Annotated in this window: 19 protein-coding genes; 12 read left to right on the top strand and 7 right to left on the bottom strand. The window is 56.5% G+C overall.

Translation table 11 applies throughout. The features are described 5' to 3' along the window. Positions 1–13: 13 nt before the first annotated feature. Complete coding sequence (locus tag K5Y32_RS01975; protein ID WP_101763187.1) at positions 14–490, top strand: kinase inhibitor; 477 nt, start codon at positions 14–16, stop codon at positions 488–490. 60 nt (positions 491–550) lie between these two features. Here K5Y32_RS01975 and pgl read toward each other — a convergent pair whose 3' ends face one another. Next, complete coding sequence (pgl, locus tag K5Y32_RS01970) at positions 551–1,546, bottom strand: 6-phosphogluconolactonase (RefSeq protein WP_222181663.1); 996 nt, start codon at positions 1,544–1,546, stop codon at positions 551–553. A 148-nt stretch (positions 1,547–1,694) separates the two neighbouring features. Between pgl and K5Y32_RS01965 the strand changes: the two genes are divergently transcribed. Beyond that, positions 1,695–2,513 (top strand): pyridoxal phosphatase, encoded by an 819-nt coding sequence (locus K5Y32_RS01965; RefSeq protein WP_222181662.1) that lies wholly within the window; start codon positions 1,695–1,697, stop codon positions 2,511–2,513. 50 nt (positions 2,514–2,563) lie between these two features. On the opposite strand, the gene modC is transcribed toward K5Y32_RS01965, so the two are convergent. The 4 genes from modC to K5Y32_RS01945 form a co-directional block, all read right to left on the bottom strand. Continuing rightward, positions 2,564–3,622, bottom strand: coding sequence for a molybdenum ABC transporter ATP-binding protein ModC (gene modC, locus K5Y32_RS01960; RefSeq protein ID WP_222181661.1), 1,059 nt, complete (start codon positions 3,620–3,622; stop codon positions 2,564–2,566). After that, positions 3,622–4,314, bottom strand: a complete 693-nt coding sequence (gene modB, locus K5Y32_RS01955; RefSeq protein ID WP_192236612.1) for a molybdate ABC transporter permease subunit — start codon at positions 4,312–4,314, stop codon at positions 3,622–3,624. The genes modC and modB overlap by 1 nt, the downstream gene beginning before the upstream one ends. Continuing rightward, on the bottom strand, positions 4,311–5,084 hold the full coding sequence (modA, locus tag K5Y32_RS01950; protein WP_222181660.1) for a molybdate ABC transporter substrate-binding protein: 774 nt from the start codon (positions 5,082–5,084) through the stop codon (positions 4,311–4,313). Before modA ends, modB begins: the two co-directional genes overlap by 4 nt. A 128-nt stretch (positions 5,085–5,212) precedes the next feature. Further along, on the bottom strand, positions 5,213–5,371 hold the full coding sequence (locus tag K5Y32_RS01945) for an AcrZ family multidrug efflux pump-associated protein (protein ID WP_007890616.1): 159 nt from the start codon (positions 5,369–5,371) through the stop codon (positions 5,213–5,215). Positions 5,372–5,489: 118 nt separating this feature from the next. On the opposite strand from K5Y32_RS01945, the gene modE reads away from it, so the two are divergent. The 6 genes from modE (at position 5,490) to gpmA (ending at position 12,160) form a co-directional block, all read left to right on the top strand. Continuing rightward, a complete protein-coding gene (gene modE, locus K5Y32_RS01940) occupies positions 5,490–6,272 on the top strand; it encodes a molybdenum-dependent transcriptional regulator (RefSeq protein ID WP_222181659.1) in 783 nt (260 codons plus the stop codon). A gap of 76 nt (positions 6,273–6,348) precedes the next feature. After that, positions 6,349–7,821 carry a molybdate ABC transporter ATP-binding protein ModF gene (modF, locus tag K5Y32_RS01935; RefSeq protein WP_222181658.1) on the top strand — a complete coding sequence of 491 codons (1,473 nt, stop codon included), beginning with the start codon at positions 6,349–6,351 and terminating at the stop codon, positions 7,819–7,821. Between the two features lie 215 nt (positions 7,822–8,036). Further along, positions 8,037–9,080 carry a galactose-1-phosphate uridylyltransferase gene (gene galT, locus K5Y32_RS01930; RefSeq protein WP_222181657.1) on the top strand — a complete coding sequence of 348 codons (1,044 nt, stop codon included), beginning with the start codon at positions 8,037–8,039 and terminating at the stop codon, positions 9,078–9,080. Further along, positions 9,081–10,229, top strand: a complete 1,149-nt coding sequence (gene galK / locus K5Y32_RS01925) for a galactokinase (protein ID WP_222181656.1) — start codon at positions 9,081–9,083, stop codon at positions 10,227–10,229. Beyond that, entirely contained in the window at positions 10,223–11,257 is a 1,035-nt protein-coding gene (gene galM, locus K5Y32_RS01920) for a galactose-1-epimerase (protein ID WP_222181655.1), read from the top strand. Before galK ends, galM begins: the two co-directional genes overlap by 7 nt. Before the next feature lie 150 nt (positions 11,258–11,407). Further along, positions 11,408–12,160 carry a 2,3-diphosphoglycerate-dependent phosphoglycerate mutase gene (gene gpmA, locus K5Y32_RS01915; protein ID WP_008109047.1) on the top strand — a complete coding sequence of 251 codons (753 nt, stop codon included), beginning with the start codon at positions 11,408–11,410 and terminating at the stop codon, positions 12,158–12,160. Positions 12,161–12,221: 61 nt separating this feature from the next. Here gpmA and aroG read toward each other — a convergent pair whose 3' ends face one another. Further along, the gene (gene aroG, locus K5Y32_RS01910; RefSeq protein WP_222181654.1) at positions 12,222–13,274 is read right to left on the bottom strand and encodes a 3-deoxy-7-phosphoheptulonate synthase AroG; all 1,053 of its coding nucleotides are present in this window, start codon (positions 13,272–13,274) and stop codon (positions 12,222–12,224) included. A 299-nt stretch (positions 13,275–13,573) separates the two neighbouring features. Between aroG and K5Y32_RS01905 the strand changes: the two genes are divergently transcribed. From K5Y32_RS01905 to zitB, 4 genes are all read left to right on the top strand, one after another. After that, positions 13,574–13,930, top strand: coding sequence for a YbgS-like family protein (locus K5Y32_RS01905; RefSeq protein WP_192236776.1), 357 nt, complete (start codon positions 13,574–13,576; stop codon positions 13,928–13,930). A gap of 103 nt (positions 13,931–14,033) precedes the next feature. Beyond that, complete coding sequence (locus tag K5Y32_RS01900) at positions 14,034–14,618, top strand: response regulator transcription factor (protein WP_137385389.1); 585 nt, start codon at positions 14,034–14,036, stop codon at positions 14,616–14,618. Further along, a complete protein-coding gene (locus K5Y32_RS01895) occupies positions 14,600–17,686 on the top strand; it encodes an ATP-binding protein (protein WP_222181653.1) in 3,087 nt (1,028 codons plus the stop codon). Before K5Y32_RS01900 ends, K5Y32_RS01895 begins: the two co-directional genes overlap by 19 nt. Continuing rightward, positions 17,655–18,629 carry a CDF family zinc transporter ZitB gene (gene zitB, locus K5Y32_RS01890; protein WP_222181652.1) on the top strand — a complete coding sequence of 325 codons (975 nt, stop codon included), beginning with the start codon at positions 17,655–17,657 and terminating at the stop codon, positions 18,627–18,629. Before K5Y32_RS01895 ends, zitB begins: the two co-directional genes overlap by 32 nt. On the opposite strand, the gene pnuC is transcribed toward zitB, so the two are convergent. Then, positions 18,623–19,345 carry a nicotinamide riboside transporter PnuC gene (gene pnuC / locus K5Y32_RS01885; RefSeq protein WP_176971410.1) on the bottom strand — a complete coding sequence of 241 codons (723 nt, stop codon included), beginning with the start codon at positions 19,343–19,345 and terminating at the stop codon, positions 18,623–18,625. The genes zitB and pnuC overlap by 7 nt on opposite strands. Between the last annotated feature and the right edge of the window lie 7 nt (positions 19,346–19,352).

Raw genomic sequence — 19,352 nt, 5'->3', positions numbered from 1 at the left:
AAAAGGAGCGATCATGCGCGTAGTTAGCCAGGATTTTAACGACGGCGATAAGATGCCAGAGCGACACGTTTTCAATGGCATGGGTTACCAGGGCGACAATCTGTCACCGCATCTGGCGTGGGATGATGTACCGGCAGGCACAAAAAGCTTTGTTGTCACCTGCTACGATCCTGACGCGCCTACCGGTTCCGGCTGGTGGCATTGGGTGGTAGCGAACATTCCGGCTGACGTTACCGTGTTGCCGCAGGGTGCCGGTTCCGGCGTGGCGGACTTGCCGGAGAGCGCCATTCAGACGCGTACCGATTTTGGCCAAACCGGCTACGGCGGCGCAGCGCCACCGCAGGGCGAATCCCATCGCTACATCTTTACGGTGCATGCGCTGGATACGGATAAAATTGACGTGGATGAAGGCGCGAGCGGCGCGATGGTTGGCTTTAATGTGCATTTCCATGCGCTGGCCAGTGCGTCGATTACGGTGAAGTACGCGTAACAGCTCAGAATCGCGCTGTTAGGAAATATGCCTGCCTGTTTGATCAGGCAGGCATTTTATTTATCCCAACGGGTGGATAACCACCCACATTGGGCCTTGTCCTACCGCGTAACGCGCCAGCGGATTAAGCAGACCCCGTTCCTGAATCTTATACACTTCGATGTGGTGCGATTTCTGTCCCGCCGCTACCAGATATTGACCGCTGTGATCAATATTGAAGCCGCGCGGCTGGGTTTCAGTTGGCTGGTAGCCTTCAATCGCCAGCACCGAGCCATCTTCACTGATGCTGAATACCGTAATGGTGCTGCTGGTACGGTCGCAGGCATAGAGGAAACGGCCATTCGGCGTGATGTGGATGTCCGCCGCCCAGCGCGTGTCGCTGAAATCTTTCGGCATCATATCAAGGCTCTGCACGCGCTCAACCTGGCCGTGCACATTGTTCAGCGCCCAGACATCCACGGTGCTATCCAGCTCGTTCACTACGTAGCCATATGCGCCGTTCGGATGGAAGGCCATGTGACGCGGACCGGCACCTTCAACGGTGGTGACCTGCGCTTGTTCGCGCGGAGCCAGAGTGCCGTCTGCGTTCAGTTGATACAGGCAGATGCGGTCCTGCTTCAGTGCCGGTACAAACAGCGTTTGGTTATTCAGATCGATATTGGCTGAATGGCAACCGTCTAACCCGCTGATCACCTGACCTGGCGCTTGCGGCAAACCATCGCTGCCGATTGGGCTGATGCTGACGCAGGCATCGTTATACGAGCCGCAGAACAGATAATTGCCCTGACGATCGGTGGAGATGTGGGTTGGGCTGCCCGGCAGCGGTGCTTCACCGGCGAGGCTCAGCGTGCCGTCGGCCGCAATGCGAAACGCCAGCACGCGAAAATTCGGACGCACACCGACATAGAGAAAATCTTTCTTCGGGCTCACCACCATCGGCTGCACCTGGCCGGCAACATCCGTTACCTGCAATAACGTCAGTGCGCCATCTTCCTGCAACTGCCAGGCATGAATCTGCTGGCTCTCGGGACTGGCGGTATACACGACTTGTTTCATGCGTTTTCCTTATTCGCTGCCTGATGAAAGGGATAACTGTAGCGCGTTTCATTTTGTCGCGCTGGATTCATTTGTGCCCTGTTTTTTGTCTCAGGGCCGTTGCCGGGTGTAGACTCAATGCTTTGCCAACTCCCGGACGGAAAGTGTAATGAGCTACCGCGTAATCGCCCTTGACCTCGACGGCACCCTGCTGACCCCGAACAAAACCATCTTGCCTGAATCCATCGAAGCGCTGGCCCGCGCGCAACAGGCGGGCGTGAAAGTGTTGATCGTTACCGGTCGCCACCACTGCGCTATCCACCCTTTTTATCAGGCACTTAAGCTGGATACACCCGCAATTTGCTGTAATGGCACCTATTTGTATGATTATCCCGCGAAACAGGTGCTGGCCGCCGATCCGCTGGATAAAAGCAGAGCCGCGCGTGTGATTGAGATGCTGGATGAAGAGAACATCCACGGTCTGCTGTATGTCGATGATGCGATGCTGTACCAAACGCCAACCGGCCATGTGACGCGTACGCTTAACTGGGCGCAATCGTTGCCGGAAGCGCAGCGTCCGCTGTTCCTGCAGGTGCCAAGCCTGGCGCAGGCGGCGATTGAGGCTGATTCGATCTGGAAATTCGCGCTGTCGCATCCCGACACGCGCGCGCTGCAGCAGTTTGCCGAACGCACCGAAGCCGAACTCGGTCTGGCGTGTGAATGGTCGTGGCACGATCAGGTGGATATCGCCAAAGGCGGCAACAGCAAAGGCAAGCGTCTGGCGCAGTGGGTTGAGAGTCAGGGCTTTAGCATGCAAGACGTGCTGGCGTTTGGCGACAACTACAACGATCTCAGCATGCTGGAACAGGTGGGATTAGGCGTGGCGATGGGCAATGCCGATGATGCCATCAAAGCGCGCGCCAAAAAGGTGATTGGCACCAATCTTGAGCCGGGCATCGCTGAAGTGATTTATCAGGAAGTTCTCTAGTTAACACGCCGCATAAACGCTTTTTGGTCGCCATTCATGGCGACCGCTTGCTATGCCGCTATCGACACGCTCTTAATCTGCGCATACAGCCACTGATCCGGTCGAATGCCCAGCTCATCGCGCGCCCACGGTGAAATGCGCGCCCACAGTTCGCTTATCCCAATTCGCAGCTTCACTTCCACCTGATCGTCAATCTCCAGCAGCTCAACCACCTGCGCCGGCAGAATATTGCGGATTGAGGTGTTGTGCGGCGGCTGCAAGGCCAGCGACACATCGGCCGAGGCGATACGAATACGCAGCGGCGTTTTCAGCGGCTGATTCACCCGGCTCACCCAAATATGCTGATCGCCAAGCGACAGCGCGGTCATCGGGTAATCAGGATGCTGCTCCAGCACCTGCACACGCAGCACGCTGGTGCGCTCGGCGATCGGCAGCCACGGACGCATCGCCGAACTGCTCCACACTTTTTCCAGCGGGCCAAAGGCTTTCACCTGACCGGCATCCAGCACCAGTACGTTATCCGCCAGCTGCAGGATTTCATCGAGGCTGTGCGACACGTAAAGGAGTGGAATATCGACCTGCTTCGCCAGCTTTTGCAGATAGGGCATCAGCTCACGTTTGCGTGGCAGATCGAGCGACGCCAGCGGCTCATCCATCAGCAGAATATCGGGCGCGGTCAACAATGCGCGGCCTATCGCCACGCGCTGTTTTTCACCGCCTGAAAGCGACGCAGGAAAACGCGTCAGCAGCGATTCTAAACCCAGCAGCGCCACCAGTGCGTTGAACTGCGGCTTCATTGAGGCCGCCATGCCGTATTGCAGATTGCCGCGCACGCGATAGTGCGGAAACAGCCGCGCGTCCTGAAACACAAAGCCGATGCGGCGCTTTTCCGGCGGCAAATTCACGCGCGTGGCCGAATCGAACAGCAGGCGATCGTTTAACTCGATGCGCCCGCTTTGTGGCTGGGTTAATCCGCCAATCGCGTTAATTAACGAGGTTTTGCCCGCGCCCGACACGCCAAAAATGGCGGTAATGCCGCTGGCGGGAATATTGACGTTAACGTCGAGCAGGTGATCGCCCAACTGCTGAGAAAGTTGCAGATTGAGCATTATGCCGCTCCCAGCCGTTTACGGCCCCAGCGCGCCAGCATTTCCGATGCCACTAACGACATCAGCGCCAGCGCAATCGCCACCGCACACAAGCGCGCGGCGGTGCCTTCCGCGCCCGGCGTTTCAATCAGGGTAAACATCGCCGACGGAATGGTGCGCGTCTCGCCGGGAATGTTGGAGACAAACGTGATGGTGGCACCAAATTCGCCCAGCGAACGGGCAAAGGCCAGTACCGTGCCGACAATAATGCCCGGCAAGGTCAGCGGAAGCGTAATAGTGAAAAATACGCGCCAGCGCCCGGCACCCAGCGTGCGAGCGGCCAGCTCCAGTTTGGTATCCACCGCTTCCAGCGCAAGACGAATTGCACGCACCATCAGCGGAAACGCCATCACCGCCGAAGCGATCACCGCGCCGCGCCAGCTAAAGGCAAAGGTGAAACCGAACCAGTCATACAGCCATTCGCCGATAAAACCGCGCCGGCCTAAGGCGATCAGCAGCAGATAGCCGACCACCACCGGCGGCAGCACCAGCGGCAGGTGGACGATGCTGTCCAACAGGGTTTTGCCCGGAAAGCGGCAGCGCGCCAGAATCCAGGCCATCAGGATGCCAAACGGCAAGCTGCATATCACAGCTACACAGGACACTTTCAGGCTGAGAAAAACGGCCTGCCATTCGGGATCGCTCAATATCATTTCTTCGGCGTGAATCCATACTGTTTAAACACGGCAGCGGCATCCGGCCCCTGCAAATAGTTGTAGAAGGCTTCCACCGTTGCGTTCTGATGTTCTTTGACAATCGCCATCGGATATTCCACTGGCTTGTGGCTATCTTCCGGGAATCGTCCTACGACCTGCACTTTTTGGCTAGCCACCGCGTCCGAACCATACACGATGCCATACGGCGTTTCGTTACGCTCCACCAATGCCAGCGCGGCACGCACGTTATTAGCGGGCGCCAGCTGCGGGGATAAAGCGTCCCACGCACCGAGTTTTTGTAATGCTTCTTTGGCATAAATTCCGGCTGGCACGTGATCCGGATCGCCGACCGCCAGACGCTCACCTTTCAGCAGGCTTTTCCAGTCGGTTTTGCTGTCAAGGGTGACCGCTTTAGCCGCGTCGCTTTTCGGTGCAATCAGCACTAAGTCATTGCCGAGCAGCGTATAGCGCGTGCTGCTCACCACGCTGTTTTTCACCACCACATCGTCCATCCACTGCTGATCTGCAGAGATGAACAGATCGGCCGGTGCGCCCTGATCGATCTGGCGCGCCAGCACCGAAGAAGAGGCAAAAGAGGATACCACTTCTACACCGCTTTTCTTCTGGTACTGCGTCGCAATGTCCTGCAGCGCATTGGTCAGCGATGCCGCTGCAAACACGGTGATTTTCTCTGCGGCCGCGGCATGACCGGCCAATGAAACGCTTAAAACGGTTGCAGCAGCCCAACGGTACTTGATGGTTCGCATTTGTTGTTCCTTGTTACGTTATATATTTGATAATACAACGTACACGCAAATGCGTCATGAGCTTTATATCGGCAGGATTTTACGGAAGTTCAGAAACAAAACGCCCGCAGGAAGCGGGCGTTGAGAAATTAGTGTTGTGAGCTGTTGGCAGGACGATCGTCGCGGCGGCCAAATTTTGAGATGACGTTGAAAACTTCACCCAGGCCGTAAATCAGACCGAGCATAATAGCCATCACAATCGGCACCATGATGATAGCCACAGCCAGGCTTTTTAACAGTTCCAGCATGGAAACCTCACGCAGAAAATAAAAAAGTGATTGTAACGGTTAGCGAAAAAAACGCACTGCCCTTTTCGTGCTTTTACTTTTAAGCAGTAAACTGAGCGGATTAACCTAAGGAGCTGACATGCAGGCAGAACTTTCTCTCCATATTCGTCTTCAGCAAAAGCTGTTTGCCGATCCGCGCCGCATCGAATTACTGAAACGCGTGCAGCAAACCGGCTCGATTAGCCAGGGCGCGAAACTGGCGGGCATCAGTTATAAAAGTGCCTGGGATGCGATCAATGAGATGAATCAGCTGGCCGACCAAACGCTGGTGGATCGCGCCACCGGCGGCAAAGGCGGCGGCGGCGCGCAGCTGACGCGTTATGGCGAGCGGCTGATTCAGCTGTTCCAGTTGATGGAGCAGATCCAACAAAAGGCCTTCGATGTGCTGCAAAACGACAGCTTGCCGCTCGACAGTTTGCTGGCGGCGATTGCGCGTTTCTCGCTGCAAACCAGCGCGCGCAATCAGCTGTTTGGTACGGTGCTGGCCAGCGATCATCAGCAGGTGCAACAGCATATCGAAGTGCTGCTCGCCGATGGCGTAACGCGCTTGCAGGTGGCGATCACTGCCCGCAGCGCCGAACGACTACAACTCGACAGCGGCAAAGAGGTGCTGGTGCTGATTAAAGCACCGTGGATTCACGTCAGTCACGCCGCCGACAGCAGCGACAATCAACTGGCTGCGCAGATCAGCGCGATTGAGCCCGGCGATCAGGTTAGCGAAGTATTGATGGCGTTGCCGAGTGGCGAAACGCTGTGCGCGACCGTCACCAATGAGGCGGTGAAACAGCAGAATCTGCAGGTTGGTGCCAGCGTCACCGCCAGTTTTAATGCCGAACACGCCATCATCGCCACACTGCTCTGAAATCCACGCCATGATTTGACTTCGTCTGCATCACTGGCTAAAACTGGACGACACGATGCATAAAACGGAATAGATCATGGCTTCATTGCAAATTTCGCAAGGTACGTTTCACCTTAGCGACACCCGAGCACTGTCCCTTAACGATTTAACCCTCAACAGCGGCGAAAGCTGGGCGTTTGTCGGCGCCAACGGCAGCGGCAAGTCATCGCTGGCGCGCGCCCTTTCCGGCGAGTTGCAGCCCGGTAAAGGCAGCGTGCAGCAGGATTTTCAGCGTCGTACGCGCCTGTCGCTGGAGCAGCTACAGAAACTGGTCAGCGATGAGTGGGAACGCAACAACACCGATTTGCTAAGTGAAGGCGAAGACGATACCGGTCGCACCGCCGCACAGATCATTCAGGATGAAGTGCAAGATGCGGCGCGTTGTCAGGCGTTGGCGCAGCAGTTTGGCATCACTTATCTGCTCGATCGTCGCTTCAAATATCTCTCCACCGGCGAGACGCGTAAAACGCTGTTGTGCCAGGCGCTGATGGCGCAGCCGGATCTGCTGATCCTTGATGAACCTTTCGATGGGCTGGATGTGGCGTCACGCGCCAGCCTGGCGCAAACCCTCAACGATCTGCATCAAAGCGGCTATAGCGTGGTGCTGGTGCTCAATCGCTTTGATGATATTCCCGATTTTGTCGGGAAGGTCGGCGTGTTGGCCGAATGCACGTTAACCCACGTGGGCGAACGGCGCGCGATTCTGGCCGAAGCGCTGGTGGCGCAGCTGGCGCATAGCGAGAAGCTGGACGGCATAGCGCTGCCGGAAGCGGATCAACCGGATCAACTACCGCAGCTGGCCGAAGATGCGCCGCGCGTGATACTGCGCAACGGCGTGGTGTCGTACAACGACAAAGCGGTAATTGATGGCCTGAATTGGCAAGTTAATCCCGGCGAACACTGGCAAATCGTGGGGCCGAACGGCGCGGGTAAATCTACCCTGCTCAGTTTAGTGACCGGCGATCATCCGCAGGGATACAGCAACGATTTGACGCTGTTCGGCATCCGACGCGGCAGCGGTGAAACCATCTGGGATATCAAGCAGCATATCGGCTACGTCAGCAGCAGCCTGCACCTCGATTATCGCGTCAGCTGTAATGTGCGCACCGTGGTGCTCTCCGGCTTCTTTGACTCAATTGGCTTGTATCAGGCGGTGTCCGATCGGCAAAAAGCGCTGGCGCGTCAATGGCTGGCGCTGCTCGGTATGGATAATCAACTGGCCGATGCGCCGTTCCACAGTTTGTCGTGGGGCCAGCAACGGCTGGTGCTAATTGCGCGCGCGCTGGTGAAACATCCCACGCTACTCATTCTCGATGAACCGTTGCAGGGGCTCGATCCGATTAACCGCCAGTTGGTGCGCCGCTTTGTTGATGTGCTGATTGGCGAAGGCCGTACGCAACTGCTGTTTGTCTCCCACCACGCCGAAGATGCGCCGCAGTGCATCACCCATCGCCTGAGTTTTGTCGCGCAGGAACAGGGTTACGGTTTCCTGCAAGAGTCGCTGCGTTAATTAGCGGTCGCCATAAATGGCGACCATACGAATGTAAGCGTTACCATTTCATCGCCTGGTAAGTGAGCAAATAGCACTGATAACCCCACAAAATGAGAATCGTCACCTTGTGTAAACGATACCATTTATCCAGACTGGATCACGCTTTCACGCTGGTCTTTGTGCTACTTTGATCAAAATCATTTTTATCTGTTTGCCGTTTACCAGGACTCATCATGGAAAAATTTAACCCGGTCGATCACCCGCATCGCCGTTATAACCCATTGATCGATCAATGGGTGCTGGTCTCACCCCATCGCGCTAAGCGCCCGTGGCAAGGTGCGCAGGAAACCCCGGCACTGGAGCAACTGCCAGCGCACGATCCTGACTGCTTCCTCTGTGCCGGAAACACCCGCATTACCGGTGACAAAAACCCAAACTATAAAAGCACTTACGTGTTCACCAATGACTTTGCCGCGCTGATGACCAACACGCCAGACGCACCGCAAAGCGACGATCTGTTGATGCGCTGCGAAAGCGCGCGCGGTACCAGCCGGGTGATCTGCTTCTCGCCGGATCACAGCAAAACGCTGCCGGAACTGCCGCTGAGCGGGCTGGAAGATATCGTGCGGACCTGGCAGGAACAGACTGCCGATCTCGGCCAGCACTATCCGTGGGTGCAGGTGTTTGAAAACAAAGGTGCGGCGATGGGCTGCTCCAACCCGCATCCGCACGGTCAGATTTGGGCCAACAGCTTCCTGCCGAACGAAGCGCAGAAAGAAGATGACAACCAGCGTCACTATTTTGCCGAGAAAGGCACGCCGCTGCTGGTCGATTACGCTGCGCGCGAGTTGAACGATGGCAGCCGCACGGTGGTGGAAACCGAACACTGGCTGGCCGTGGTGCCGTGGTGGGCGGCGTGGCCGTTTGAAACCTTGCTACTGCCGAAAGCCCATGTGAAACGCATCACCGATCTCACCGAGCCGCAGCGCACCGATCTGGCGCTGGCACTCAAACAGCTCACCAGCCGCTACGACAACCTGTTCCAGTGTTCATTCCCCTATTCAATGGGCTGGCACGGCGCGCCGTTCAACGGTGAAGCCAACGATCACTGGCAGCTGCACGCGCACTTCTATCCGCCGCTGCTGCGTTCAGCCACGGTACGCAAATTTATGGTTGGCTATGAAATGCTGGCCGAAACCCAACGTGATTTAACGGCGGAACAGGCAGCTGAACGTCTGCGTTCTGTCAGCGATGTCCATTTCCGCGAGGCGCAATAAATGTCATTAAAATCCATTACTCAACAGGTTTTCGCTGACACTTTCGGCTATCAGGCGACACACAGCATTCAGGCACCGGGCCGCGTCAATCTGATTGGCGAACACACCGACTACAACGATGGCTTTGTGCTGCCGTGCGCCATCGATTATCAAACCGTGATTGCCTGCGCCAAACGCGACGATCGCCAGGTGCGTGTGATTGCCGTCGATTACGACAATCAGCAGGACAGCTTCTCGCTGGATGCGCCGATTGAGCCGCTGAAAGAGCCAATGTGGGCCAACTACGTGCGCGGCGTGGTGAAACATCTGCAAAAACGCGATGCCAGCTTTGGCGGCGTGGATATGGTGATCAGCGGCAACGTGCCACAAGGCGCGGGCCTGAGTTCTTCGGCGTCGCTGGAAGTGGCGGTAGGTACCGTATTCCAGCAGCTGTATGCATTAAACCTCGATGGCGCAGCGATTGCGGTGAACGGTCAGGAAGCAGAAAACCAGTTTGTCGGCTGCAACTGCGGCATCATGGATCAGCTGATCTCCGCGCTCGGTCAGCCGGATCACGCCATGCTGCTGGATTGTCGTACGCTCGGCACGCGCGCAGTATCAATGCCGGAAGATGTTGCGGTGGTGATCATCAACTCCAACTTCCGTCGTAGCCTGGTGGGCAGCGAATACAATACGCGTCGTGAACAGTGTGAAACTGGCGCACGCTTCTTCAATAAACCGGCGCTGCGCGATGTGACGCTGGAAGAGTTTGAAGCCTCTGCTGGTGAGCTGGATGCGTTGGTGGCAAAACGCGTGCGTCACGTGATTAGCGAAAATGCGCGCACGCTGGAAGCAGCCGATGCGTTAAGCGCGGGCGATCTGAAACGCATGGGCGAACTGATGGCCGAATCGCACGCCTCGATGCGTGACGATTTTGAAATCACCGTGCCGCAAATCGATCAGCTGGTTGAGATTGTGAAAGCAGAAATCGGCCCGCGCGGCGGCGTGCGTATGACCGGCGGCGGTTTCGGTGGCTGCATCGTGGCGCTGATGCCAATCGATCTGGTCGATGCGGTGAAAGCGATGGTCGCTGAGAAGTATGAAGCGCAAACCGGCATCAAAGAGACCTTCTACGTGTGCAAAGCGTCCGCAGGAGCAGGCCAATGGTAAGTGATGTGAATTCACACGCGCCAGACGGGCAACCGTGGCGCATCACCGTGCTGCGCAATCGCAACGGCATGGTGGCTACTTTTATGGATTGGGGCGCGACCTGGCTGTCAGCGCGCGTGCCAATGTTGGATCACAGCGTGCGTGAAGCGCTGCTCGGCTGTGCCACGCCGTCCGATTATCTGCATCAGGATGCTTATCTTGGCGCGACGATTGGCCGCTACGCGAACCGCATCGCCTCGGCCGAACTGAAGCCGCTTAATCTGCTGCTGGCGGCCAATCAGGGCGCACATCAGCTGCACGGCGGGCCGCAAGGTTTCGATAAACGTCGCTGGCAGATTCTCAGTCAGAGCGAAAGCGAGGTGCACTATCGCCTCGATTCGCCGGATGGCGATCAGGGTTATCCCGGCAATGTGATCGCCGATGTCATCTATCAACTTGATGACGATAATTGCCTGTCGATTCGCTATGAAGCGCGAACTGATAAGCCTTGCCCGGTCAATCTCACCAACCATGCTTACTTTAATCTTGATGCGCATCATGGTGATGCGCGCCAGCATCGCTTACAACTGCACGCCGATCGTTACCTGCCGGTGGACAGCGAAGGCATTCCTAACGCGCCGCTGAAAGAGGTGGCGGGAAACAGTTTTGATTTCCGCCAGCCGAAGCGCGTCGCCGATGAGTTCCTTGCCGATGACGATCAAAAAGCGGTGAAAGGCTATGACCACGCCTTTTTGCTTAACACCGCTGGCGACAGCAGCCAGCCCGCCGCCCATTTATGGTCTGCCGATGGCAAGCTGGAGCTGAGCGTGTTTACTGCCGCTCCAGCGCTGCAGTTCTACACCGGCAACTATCTGGCGGGAACACGCGCCCGTGAGCAGGACAGCTATACTGCTTTCCAGGGCATCGCTCTGGAGAGCGAATTTTTACCGGATTCGCCTAACCATGCAGAGTGGCCGCAGCCCGATTGCTGGCTGCAACCCGGCGACAGCTGGCAGTCCGTGACGCGTTATCGCTTCACGCCGCACTGAGCCACCGGATGAAAAACGCGCACTGCGCTGCCGACAGGCTTACGCCGTGCGTTGTTTTCCGCTATGGTATGGCGCTATTAGTGAGCCGCTTCTCAGTGGCCGCAGCCGGTTTCAATACTAATCGTAAATCGAGCATTAAGGAGTAAAGCTATGGCCGTAACTAAGCTGGTACTGGTGCGACACGGCGAAAGCCAGTGGAACCAGGAAAACCGCTTCACCGGATGGTACGACGTTGACCTGTCTGACAAAGGTCGCACTGAAGCCAAAGCAGCCGGTCAGCTGCTGAAGAAAGAAGGTTTCGTGTTTGATTTCGCTTACACCTCAGTGCTGAAGCGCGCTATTCACACCCTGTGGAATGTGCTGGATGAGTTGGATCAGGCTTGGCTGCCGGTTGAAAAAACCTGGCGTCTGAACGAGCGTCACTACGGTGCGCTGCAAGGTCTGGATAAAGCAGAAACCGCCGCTAAATACGGTGACGAGCAAGTGAAACAGTGGCGTCGTGGCTTTGCTATCACGCCACCAGAACTGGATCGCGCTGATGAGCGTTTCCCAGGCCACGATCCGCGTTACGCTTCACTGACTGACGCGCAGCTGCCAACCACCGAAAGCCTGGCGCTGACCATCGAACGCGTGATTCCTTACTGGAACGAAAGCATTCTGCCGCGCATTAAGAGCGGTGAGAAAGTGATCGTTGCTGCACACGGCAACTCACTGCGTGCGCTGGTTAAATACCTCGACAACCTGAGCGAAGACGAGATCCTCGAACTGAACATCCCAACTGGCGTGCCGTTGGTGTATGAGTTCGATGAGAACTTCAAGCCACTCAAACGTTACTATCTGGGTGATGCTGATGAGATTGCTGCGAAAGCCGCAGCCGTAGCAAACCAGGGTAAAGCGAAGTAAGCGAACGCTGAAACGCAAAAAGGCCAGACGCAAGTCTGGCCTTTTTTATTGCCGCATTGGCTTAGCTGCGGCGCTGTTTGACCGCCTGAGCCAGCTGACGCAACGCCTTCTCAGTGTCTTCCCAGCCGATACAGGCATCGGTCACGCTCTGGCCGTACACCAGCGGTTTGCCGCTTTCGAGGCTCTGATTACCTTCCACCAGATGACTCTCGATCATCACGCCAGTAATCGCCTGCTCACCACCGGCAATTTGCTGTGCCACGTCGTCGGCAACCACCATCTGACGTTGGAACTGCTTGCTGCTATTAGCATGGCTGAAGTCGATCATCACTTGCGGACGCAAGCCTGCTTTCTCCAGACCGGTTTTCACGGCCGCCACGTGTTCGGCGCTGTAGTTCGGCTCTTTGCCGCCGCGCAGAATGATGTGGCAATCTTCGTTACCACTGGTTTCGACAATCGCCGAGTGACCATATTTGGTGACTGACAGGAAGCAGTGTGGCGCGCTGGCCGCACCAATGGCGTCAATCGCCACTTTGATGGTGCCGTCGGTACCATTTTTAAAGCCAACCGGGCAAGAGAGGCCGGAAGAGAGTTCGCGATGCACCTGCGATTCGGTGGTACGTGCGCCAATCGCGCCCCAGCTCATCAAATCGGCCATATATTGTGGCGTAATCATATCGAGGAACTCACCGGCGGCTGGCAAACCGATATCGTTGATATCCACCAGCAGCTTGCGCGCCAGGCGCAGGCCGTCATTGATCTGGAAGCTGCCATCCATAAATGGGTCGTTGATCAGCCCTTTCCAGCCCACCGTGGTGCGCGGTTTTTCAAAGTAAACGCGCATCACCAGTTCAAGATCGTCTTTCAGCTCATCACGCAGTGCCAGCAGGCGCGTCGCATACTCTTGCGCAGCCTGGGTATCGTGAATTGAGCACGGACCGATCACCACCAGCAGACGATCGTCTTCGCCATGAAGAATGCGGTGAATCGCCTGACGTGACTGCGCTACGGTTGCAGCCGCTTTATCGGTGGCGGGGAATTTTTCAAGCAAAGCAACAGGAGGCAGTAACTCTTTGATCTCTCTGATGCGTAAATCATCGTTCTGGTAATCCATACACAATTCCATTCAAATTTCTGGCCCAACGTCCGTCGGGCGCAACCCGCCCACTTTAGCCCTTCGCGCGGTGGGTGTAAATTACGCACCGCGCTTAAAATGTACATCTCAAATTTGCATTTATATATCCATGCACTAAACTTTTTAATTGTAAGCACTAAGGAATGATGTGTTTGCAAAATTAAATTTTTAAGTGAAGCGTATAAGGTGGATTTTATTCCATCGCGGCACGCTATTTTCGTCACTCAACACCAGCGGGTGTTAGACGGCAACTATCCATTAATTACTGGAGCATAATGATGAATAAGTTTGCAATGATCTTTCTGACAGCAGCGATGACCATGGGTAGCGGTGCTGTAATGGCTGCGGATAACAACAATGGTGCGGCCAACGCTTCAGCTGAAGCCGGTGCGGCAGCTGGCGGTGCAAAACAAAATCTGCCACCTAATAATGTTGATAACAGCAAAATTAACAGCGGTAGCACCAATACCAACAGCGCAGCAACGTCAGGCACTGACTCAAGCAATATGTCAGCCAACCAGGTGCACAAAAACAGCATGTGCAAAGACGGCAAATGCCCGGACATGAATAAAAAAGTCGACACTAAAGAGGGTGGCGGCCACGTGAAACATAAAACAGACGGTACTTCGCAATAAGTTTCCTTCTGTTTGATTAAGGGAGAGCTTCGGCTCTCCCTTTTATTTTGCCCCCCGCCCTTTTCCGCTATGCTGAAGCAATGAAATTCACAGGAACTGTTTCATGGCTTCATTGCTGCTTATTGATGATCACCCGTTAGTTGCCGTCGCACTGGAAGCGGCTTGCGTTAACGCTCCTATCACGTTGAACATTCACGCCGCTGGCGACGAAGCGCAGGCGCGCCAACTGCTTCAACAACATCCCATCGATTTAATTGTGCTGGATATCGGTTTACCCGATTGCGACGGACTCGAACTGCTGCGCCGGTTGCGCGTGCGTAATCAGCACTGCCCGGTGTTGATCTATTCCGCGCAGCAGAGCCGCCACACGCTGCTCAGCGCCGTGTCGCTTGGCGCTGCCGGTTACGTGGTGAAAAGCCAAAGCATGGCGCAACTGCTGAGCGCGATTCTGGCGGTGCTAGGCGGCCAGCAGGCTTTTCCGCCGCTGCCGGAACGTATCGAACTGCCGTTAACCGAGAAAGAGCAGCAGATTGTAGCGCTGCTGGTGCGCGGCCTCTCGAATCTGCAGATTGGCGAACAATTGCATATCAGCAATAAAACCGTTAGCACCCACAAGAAGAACATCCTGGAGAAAACCGGCGTACAGTCGGTGGTTGAGCTGGCTGAGCTGTGGAAAGCGCAGCAGTGAGGATCTGTTTGCTGCTGTGTACGCTGCTGCTGAGTGTGATGGCGAAAGCCGATCTGCAACCCGCCAGCAGCGTGATGCTACCCGCGATGATGCCAGCGCCGCACGCCGAGCCGTGGCCTGGCGCAACGTTGCGCGTCGCGGTGCCGGCACAAAACAGCGCACCCTGGGCGATGCGTATTGGCGATCACATCTGGGGCATCGACGCCGACTATCTCAGCGCCCTAAGCCAGTTGACCGGTACGCATTTCACGCTGCAAAGCTATGCCGATCGCGCGCAGCAACTGGCAGCCTTGCAGCGCGGCGAGGTGGATTTGGTGTTAAGTAATCAACATGCCCAGCTCCCATCCGATGTGCTGCTCAGCGACAGCTGGTACAGCAGCCCGATTCGCATCTATCGCAACCGGGATAATCAGCGCGCGGTGATGTTCAATAGCGAAACCGCGCAGCTCACCATTGCCGAAGCGACGCTGGCGCAGTTGCCCACTGAATTTGTGCAGCAGCATCGCTGGCACACCTTGCCGGGCGATCTGCAGGCGCTGTATGCGCTGCTCAATCAGCAAAGCGATTATCTGGTCGCCGATGAAGCTAGCGCCGGTTTCTTGCTGGGCCAGCTGCAGCAAGGACAAATTTACCAAATCACTGCCGATCCTGGCGCGGGCGAATTAACGCTACGCGCAATGACGCGCAATGCCGCGCTGATCCACTGGCTTAACAGCCAGCTGCGCCTGCTGCCCGCCGAGTTCAGCAGTCGGGTCCAGCAGCGCTGGAGCCCGCCGCTGCTGCGTTATCAGGACACACAAACTCTGATGCTGTCGGCCAGCGAAAAGCAGTGGCTGGCGCAACATACTGAGATTCCGTATGCGGTTGAGGCGGATAACGCGCCATGGAGTTATCGCGACAGCAGCGGCAACGCGCGCGGCTTCGGCATCGACATGCTGAACGCGCTGAGCCAAAGTACCGGCCTGCGTTTTACCCCGCGCTGGGTCAACAATCCGCAGCAGGCCGCCACGCTACTGCAGCAACAGCAGGTGATGCTCAACCTGTTGCAGCCGCTGTATGGCGACGATCCCGGCAGCAATACTTTGCCGGTATGGCGCGCCATTTGGGGCATTTACACGCTTGCCACGCATCAGCCAATGAACTGGCAATCGTTACAAGGCCAGCGCGTGGGCGTATTACGCGACGATCTCGCCATACGTTTGCTGCCGTCAGGTATTACGCCGCAGCCGTTCGACGATCGGACGCAGCTGTGGCAAGCGCTAAATAACGGTCAGATCGATGCGCTGGTAGATAACGTGCTCTCTGCCCGCTGGCGTATGGCGAGTCACGAAGATAATCGTGTGCATCTGGCGTTTGCTGCCAGCGATATCGCCTGGCCGCTGGCGCCGCAGGTCAGTGATGAACAGCCTGAGCTGCGCGCCCTGCTCGACCATGCATTGCAGCAAATCCCGCCTGATACGCTCAACCAGATGCGCGTCAGCTGGTCACAGCCGCCGCAGCCCGGCACGACGATGGCGATGCGCAATATTCCGCTGATGATTTTGCTTGCGGCAGGCGTAATTATTCTGTTGCTGTTGGGCTTGCTGGCGCGTCGTTACTGGCAGCAGCGTCGTGACCGATTGCAGCGTGAGCAGGCCGAACGCGCCAATGCCGCCAAAAGCCAGTTTCTTGCCACTGCCAGCCACGAACTGCGCACGCCGATGCAGGCGATACTCGGTTTGCTGGAGCTGGAACAGCAGCAGCATCCGAGTGAACGGCTGGCGCTGATGCACAGCAGCGCGCGGTCGCTGATGGCGCTATTGAACGACTTGCAGGATCACGCGCGTATTGAGAGCCAGAGCTTCCGTCTGGCACCGCGCCCGCTCAATCTGACGCTCTGGCTGCAGCAACAGCAGCAGTTTTATCATCCCTTAATGCGCGATGCCGGGCCGAACCTGATTGCCGAAGCCCTGACGCCGCTGCCTGCCAGCGTGTTGATGGATGGCGATCGCCTGCAGCAGGTAGTGAATAATCTGGTGGCCAACGCCCTTAAGTTTACCCGCGAAGGCGAAGTGCGCCTGTCGCTGGCGGTCAGTGAGCACATCCAGCTTACGGTCACCGACACCGGCAGCGGCATCCCGCTTAACGAGCAGGCAAAACTGTTTGAGCCGTGGTATCAGGCGCCGTCCGGCAAAAGCTATGCGGTGCAAGGCAGCGGCTTAGGTTTGTTTATCTGTCGCGAGATTGTGCAACGAATGGGCGGTACGCTAACGCTCACTTCAGCACCGGGCAGCGGCACCACGGTCAGCGTGCAGTTGCCATTAGTCGTGAGCCAAGAGCCGTTAACCGAGCGCACAGCCAACTGGCCTGTTTACCCGCAGCTGCGCGTGGCGATTGTGGACGATCACCCGACCAATCTTTTGGTGATGCAGCAGCAGCTGGCGATGTTTGGCGTTGAGGCGCAGGTATTTGAAGAGGGCCGAGCGCTGCTGCGCGCCGATGCTCAGCGCGCCTTCGATATTCTGTTTATCGACCAGATGATGCCGCGCCCGGATGGTTTAACGCTGCTGCGTATTCTGCGCCGTCGTCAGCGCCAGCGCGGCAGCACCTCGCTGCGCGTGCTCTGCTCTGCAGATGTTCAGTTGCTGAAAATCGCCTTGCTGGATGACGAAGCTCTGCTGCTCAAACCCATTGAGCTCGATCATCTGGCACCGCTGCTGGCGCGCGCAGTAAAAGATCCATTGGATGTCTTGCCAAACAGCTTACTGATTCTGGCGCAGGATAATCAGGCATTTATTCCGCGCATCTGTCAAACCTTGCAGCGCACGCTGCAACAGGATCGGGATTTGCTGTTGAACGCGCGCGATACACAAAATTGGACGGTGCTGGAACAGGCCGCACACCGCATGAAGGGCAGCTGGTTGATGCTGGGGGTTGATGAGGTTGCCGAGCGCTGTCAGCAGTTGATTGAGCAGGTTAAACAGCAGCAGTTGCCGCTTGATGATCTCAATTTACTGATATCATTAACAAACAGGTTACTTAAACAACTGGATAATTATGGCACACACGCATTCTCACGGGACCGCTAACGGCAACCGCAAACGACTGGCCGCGGCGTTTGCCGTAACGGCGCTGTTTATGGTGGCCGAAGTGATCGGCGGGCTGGTTTCTGGCTCGCTGGCGCTGCTGGCCGATGCCGGACATATGTTGACCGATGCCGCCGCGCTGCTGATGGCGTTACTCGCGGTGCAGTTTGCTCAGCGCAAGCCTAACGCGCGCCATACCTTCGGCTTGCTGCGTCTCACCACCTTAGCGGCGTTCGTCAACGCCATTGCGCTATTAGTGATTACGGTGCTGATTGTCTGGGAAGCGCTGCGTCGCTTCTATGAACCCCAGCCGATTGCCGGCGGATTGATGCTCGGCATCGCCATTGCCGGTTTGCTGGCCAATCTGCTGTCGTTCTGGCTGCTGCATCGCGGCAGCGAAGAGAAGAATCTCAACGTGCGTGCGGCGGCATTGCATGTGCTGGGCGATTTACTGGGTTCGGTCGGTGCGATTGTCACGGCGGTGATCATCATGCTGACCGGCTGGACGCCAATCGACCCGATTTTGTCGCTGCTGGTGTCATTGCTGGTGGTACGTAGCGCCTGGTCGCTGCTGCGCGAGAGCCTGCATGAGTTGCTGGAAGGTGCGCCGGGCCATATCAACGCGGATAAACTGTCACGCGAGCTGACGCGCAATATCGATGAAGTACGTAACGTGCATCACGTTCATTTGTGGCAAGTGGGTGAAAAACCGGTGCTGACGCTGCATGTGCAGGTGATTCCGCCATACGATCATGACGGCCTGCTTAAGCGCATTCACCACTATTTGCATGAGCACTATCAGATTGCCCACGCCACGGTGCAGATGGAGTATCAGCCGTGCAGCGGGCCGGACTGCGAGTTGTGTTTAGATAATAGCGCCGCGCAGCACGATCACCACGATCACCACGATCATGCTGCGCTGGAAGGTCACGCTCATCATCACTGATGGGACAGCGCGCGCGAGCCATGTTCGCGTGCGCTTTGCATCCACAGGCGCGAACCGTTAAGCGCAATCAGCGTCAGAATCGCGTACTCCAGTGACATGGCATATACGCCCTGACGCGCAAAGATCATCACGCTGATAACGTTGATCACCACCCAAAGCAGCCAGTTCTCAACATATTTTCGCGTCATCAAAATCATCGCCACAATCGACAGCACCATCATGCACGAATCCCAGAATGGGAACGCGTCAGGCTGCAGTTGCGGCATCGCCACGTTAAGCCCCAGACTCTGCATAATGCCGACCGCTGTTTTGGTCAGGAAAGCAAAGACCGGATCGATGTACACCGTCATCAGCGCAATCGCCACCACGCACGCCGCGCCCCAACCCAATGCTTTCGGCAGCGGCAGCCAGCGAATTCTCAGCTCCGTTTCGTTGTTAGAGGTTTGCCGACTCCACGCGTACCAGCCGTAAACGTTGGCGACAAAGAAGAACAGTTGCAGCAACAAGCTGGCATAGAGCTGAATCTGGAAGAAGATCACCGCAAACAGCGTGACGTTTATCAGTCCAAAAAAGTAGTTGATGATTTTCTCAAGGCTGGCGAGCCAGATGCACAGCAGGCCAGCAATGGTGCCAACGGCTTCGATCCATGAGAGATCGTAGCCGCCAACGCCGAGCGGAATGTGAACCAGAATATTTTGCGTGCTAAAGAAGTCCATATAAGGT

Source organism: Pantoea sp. DY-15 (assembly GCF_019795935.1).
In the GTDB taxonomy this organism is placed as follows: domain Bacteria; phylum Pseudomonadota; class Gammaproteobacteria; order Enterobacterales; family Enterobacteriaceae; genus Pantoea; species Pantoea leporis.
Note: the sequence above shows the minus strand (reverse complement) of the source record. Positions and strands in the feature narration are given on the sequence as shown.

Coding starts and splice junctions, on each gene's coding strand:
- modA (WP_222181660.1), bottom strand. CDS start 5,084: ATGCGAACCATCAAGTACCGTTGGGCTGCTGCAACCGTTTTAAGCGTT.
- K5Y32_RS01945 (WP_007890616.1), bottom strand. CDS start 5,371: ATGCTGGAACTGTTAAAAAGCCTGGCTGTGGCTATCATCATGGTGCCG.
- modB (WP_192236612.1), bottom strand. CDS start 4,314: ATGATATTGAGCGATCCCGAATGGCAGGCCGTTTTTCTCAGCCTGAAA.
- pnuC (WP_176971410.1), bottom strand. CDS start 19,345: ATGGACTTCTTTAGCACGCAAAATATTCTGGTTCACATTCCGCTCGGC.
- galK (WP_222181656.1), top strand. CDS start 9,081: ATGTCATTAAAATCCATTACTCAACAGGTTTTCGCTGACACTTTCGGC.
- K5Y32_RS01965 (WP_222181662.1), top strand. CDS start 1,695: ATGAGCTACCGCGTAATCGCCCTTGACCTCGACGGCACCCTGCTGACC.
- modE (WP_222181659.1), top strand. CDS start 5,490: ATGCAGGCAGAACTTTCTCTCCATATTCGTCTTCAGCAAAAGCTGTTT.
- modC (WP_222181661.1), bottom strand. CDS start 3,622: ATGCTCAATCTGCAACTTTCTCAGCAGTTGGGCGATCACCTGCTCGAC.
- K5Y32_RS01900 (WP_137385389.1), top strand. CDS start 14,034: ATGGCTTCATTGCTGCTTATTGATGATCACCCGTTAGTTGCCGTCGCA.
- aroG (WP_222181654.1), bottom strand. CDS start 13,274: ATGGATTACCAGAACGATGATTTACGCATCAGAGAGATCAAAGAGTTA.
- galT (WP_222181657.1), top strand. CDS start 8,037: ATGGAAAAATTTAACCCGGTCGATCACCCGCATCGCCGTTATAACCCA.
- galM (WP_222181655.1), top strand. CDS start 10,223: ATGGTAAGTGATGTGAATTCACACGCGCCAGACGGGCAACCGTGGCGC.
- K5Y32_RS01905 (WP_192236776.1), top strand. CDS start 13,574: ATGAATAAGTTTGCAATGATCTTTCTGACAGCAGCGATGACCATGGGT.
- zitB (WP_222181652.1), top strand. CDS start 17,655: ATGGCACACACGCATTCTCACGGGACCGCTAACGGCAACCGCAAACGA.
- K5Y32_RS01975 (WP_101763187.1), top strand. CDS start 14: ATGCGCGTAGTTAGCCAGGATTTTAACGACGGCGATAAGATGCCAGAG.
- pgl (WP_222181663.1), bottom strand. CDS start 1,546: ATGAAACAAGTCGTGTATACCGCCAGTCCCGAGAGCCAGCAGATTCAT.
- gpmA (WP_008109047.1), top strand. CDS start 11,408: ATGGCCGTAACTAAGCTGGTACTGGTGCGACACGGCGAAAGCCAGTGG.
- modF (WP_222181658.1), top strand. CDS start 6,349: ATGGCTTCATTGCAAATTTCGCAAGGTACGTTTCACCTTAGCGACACC.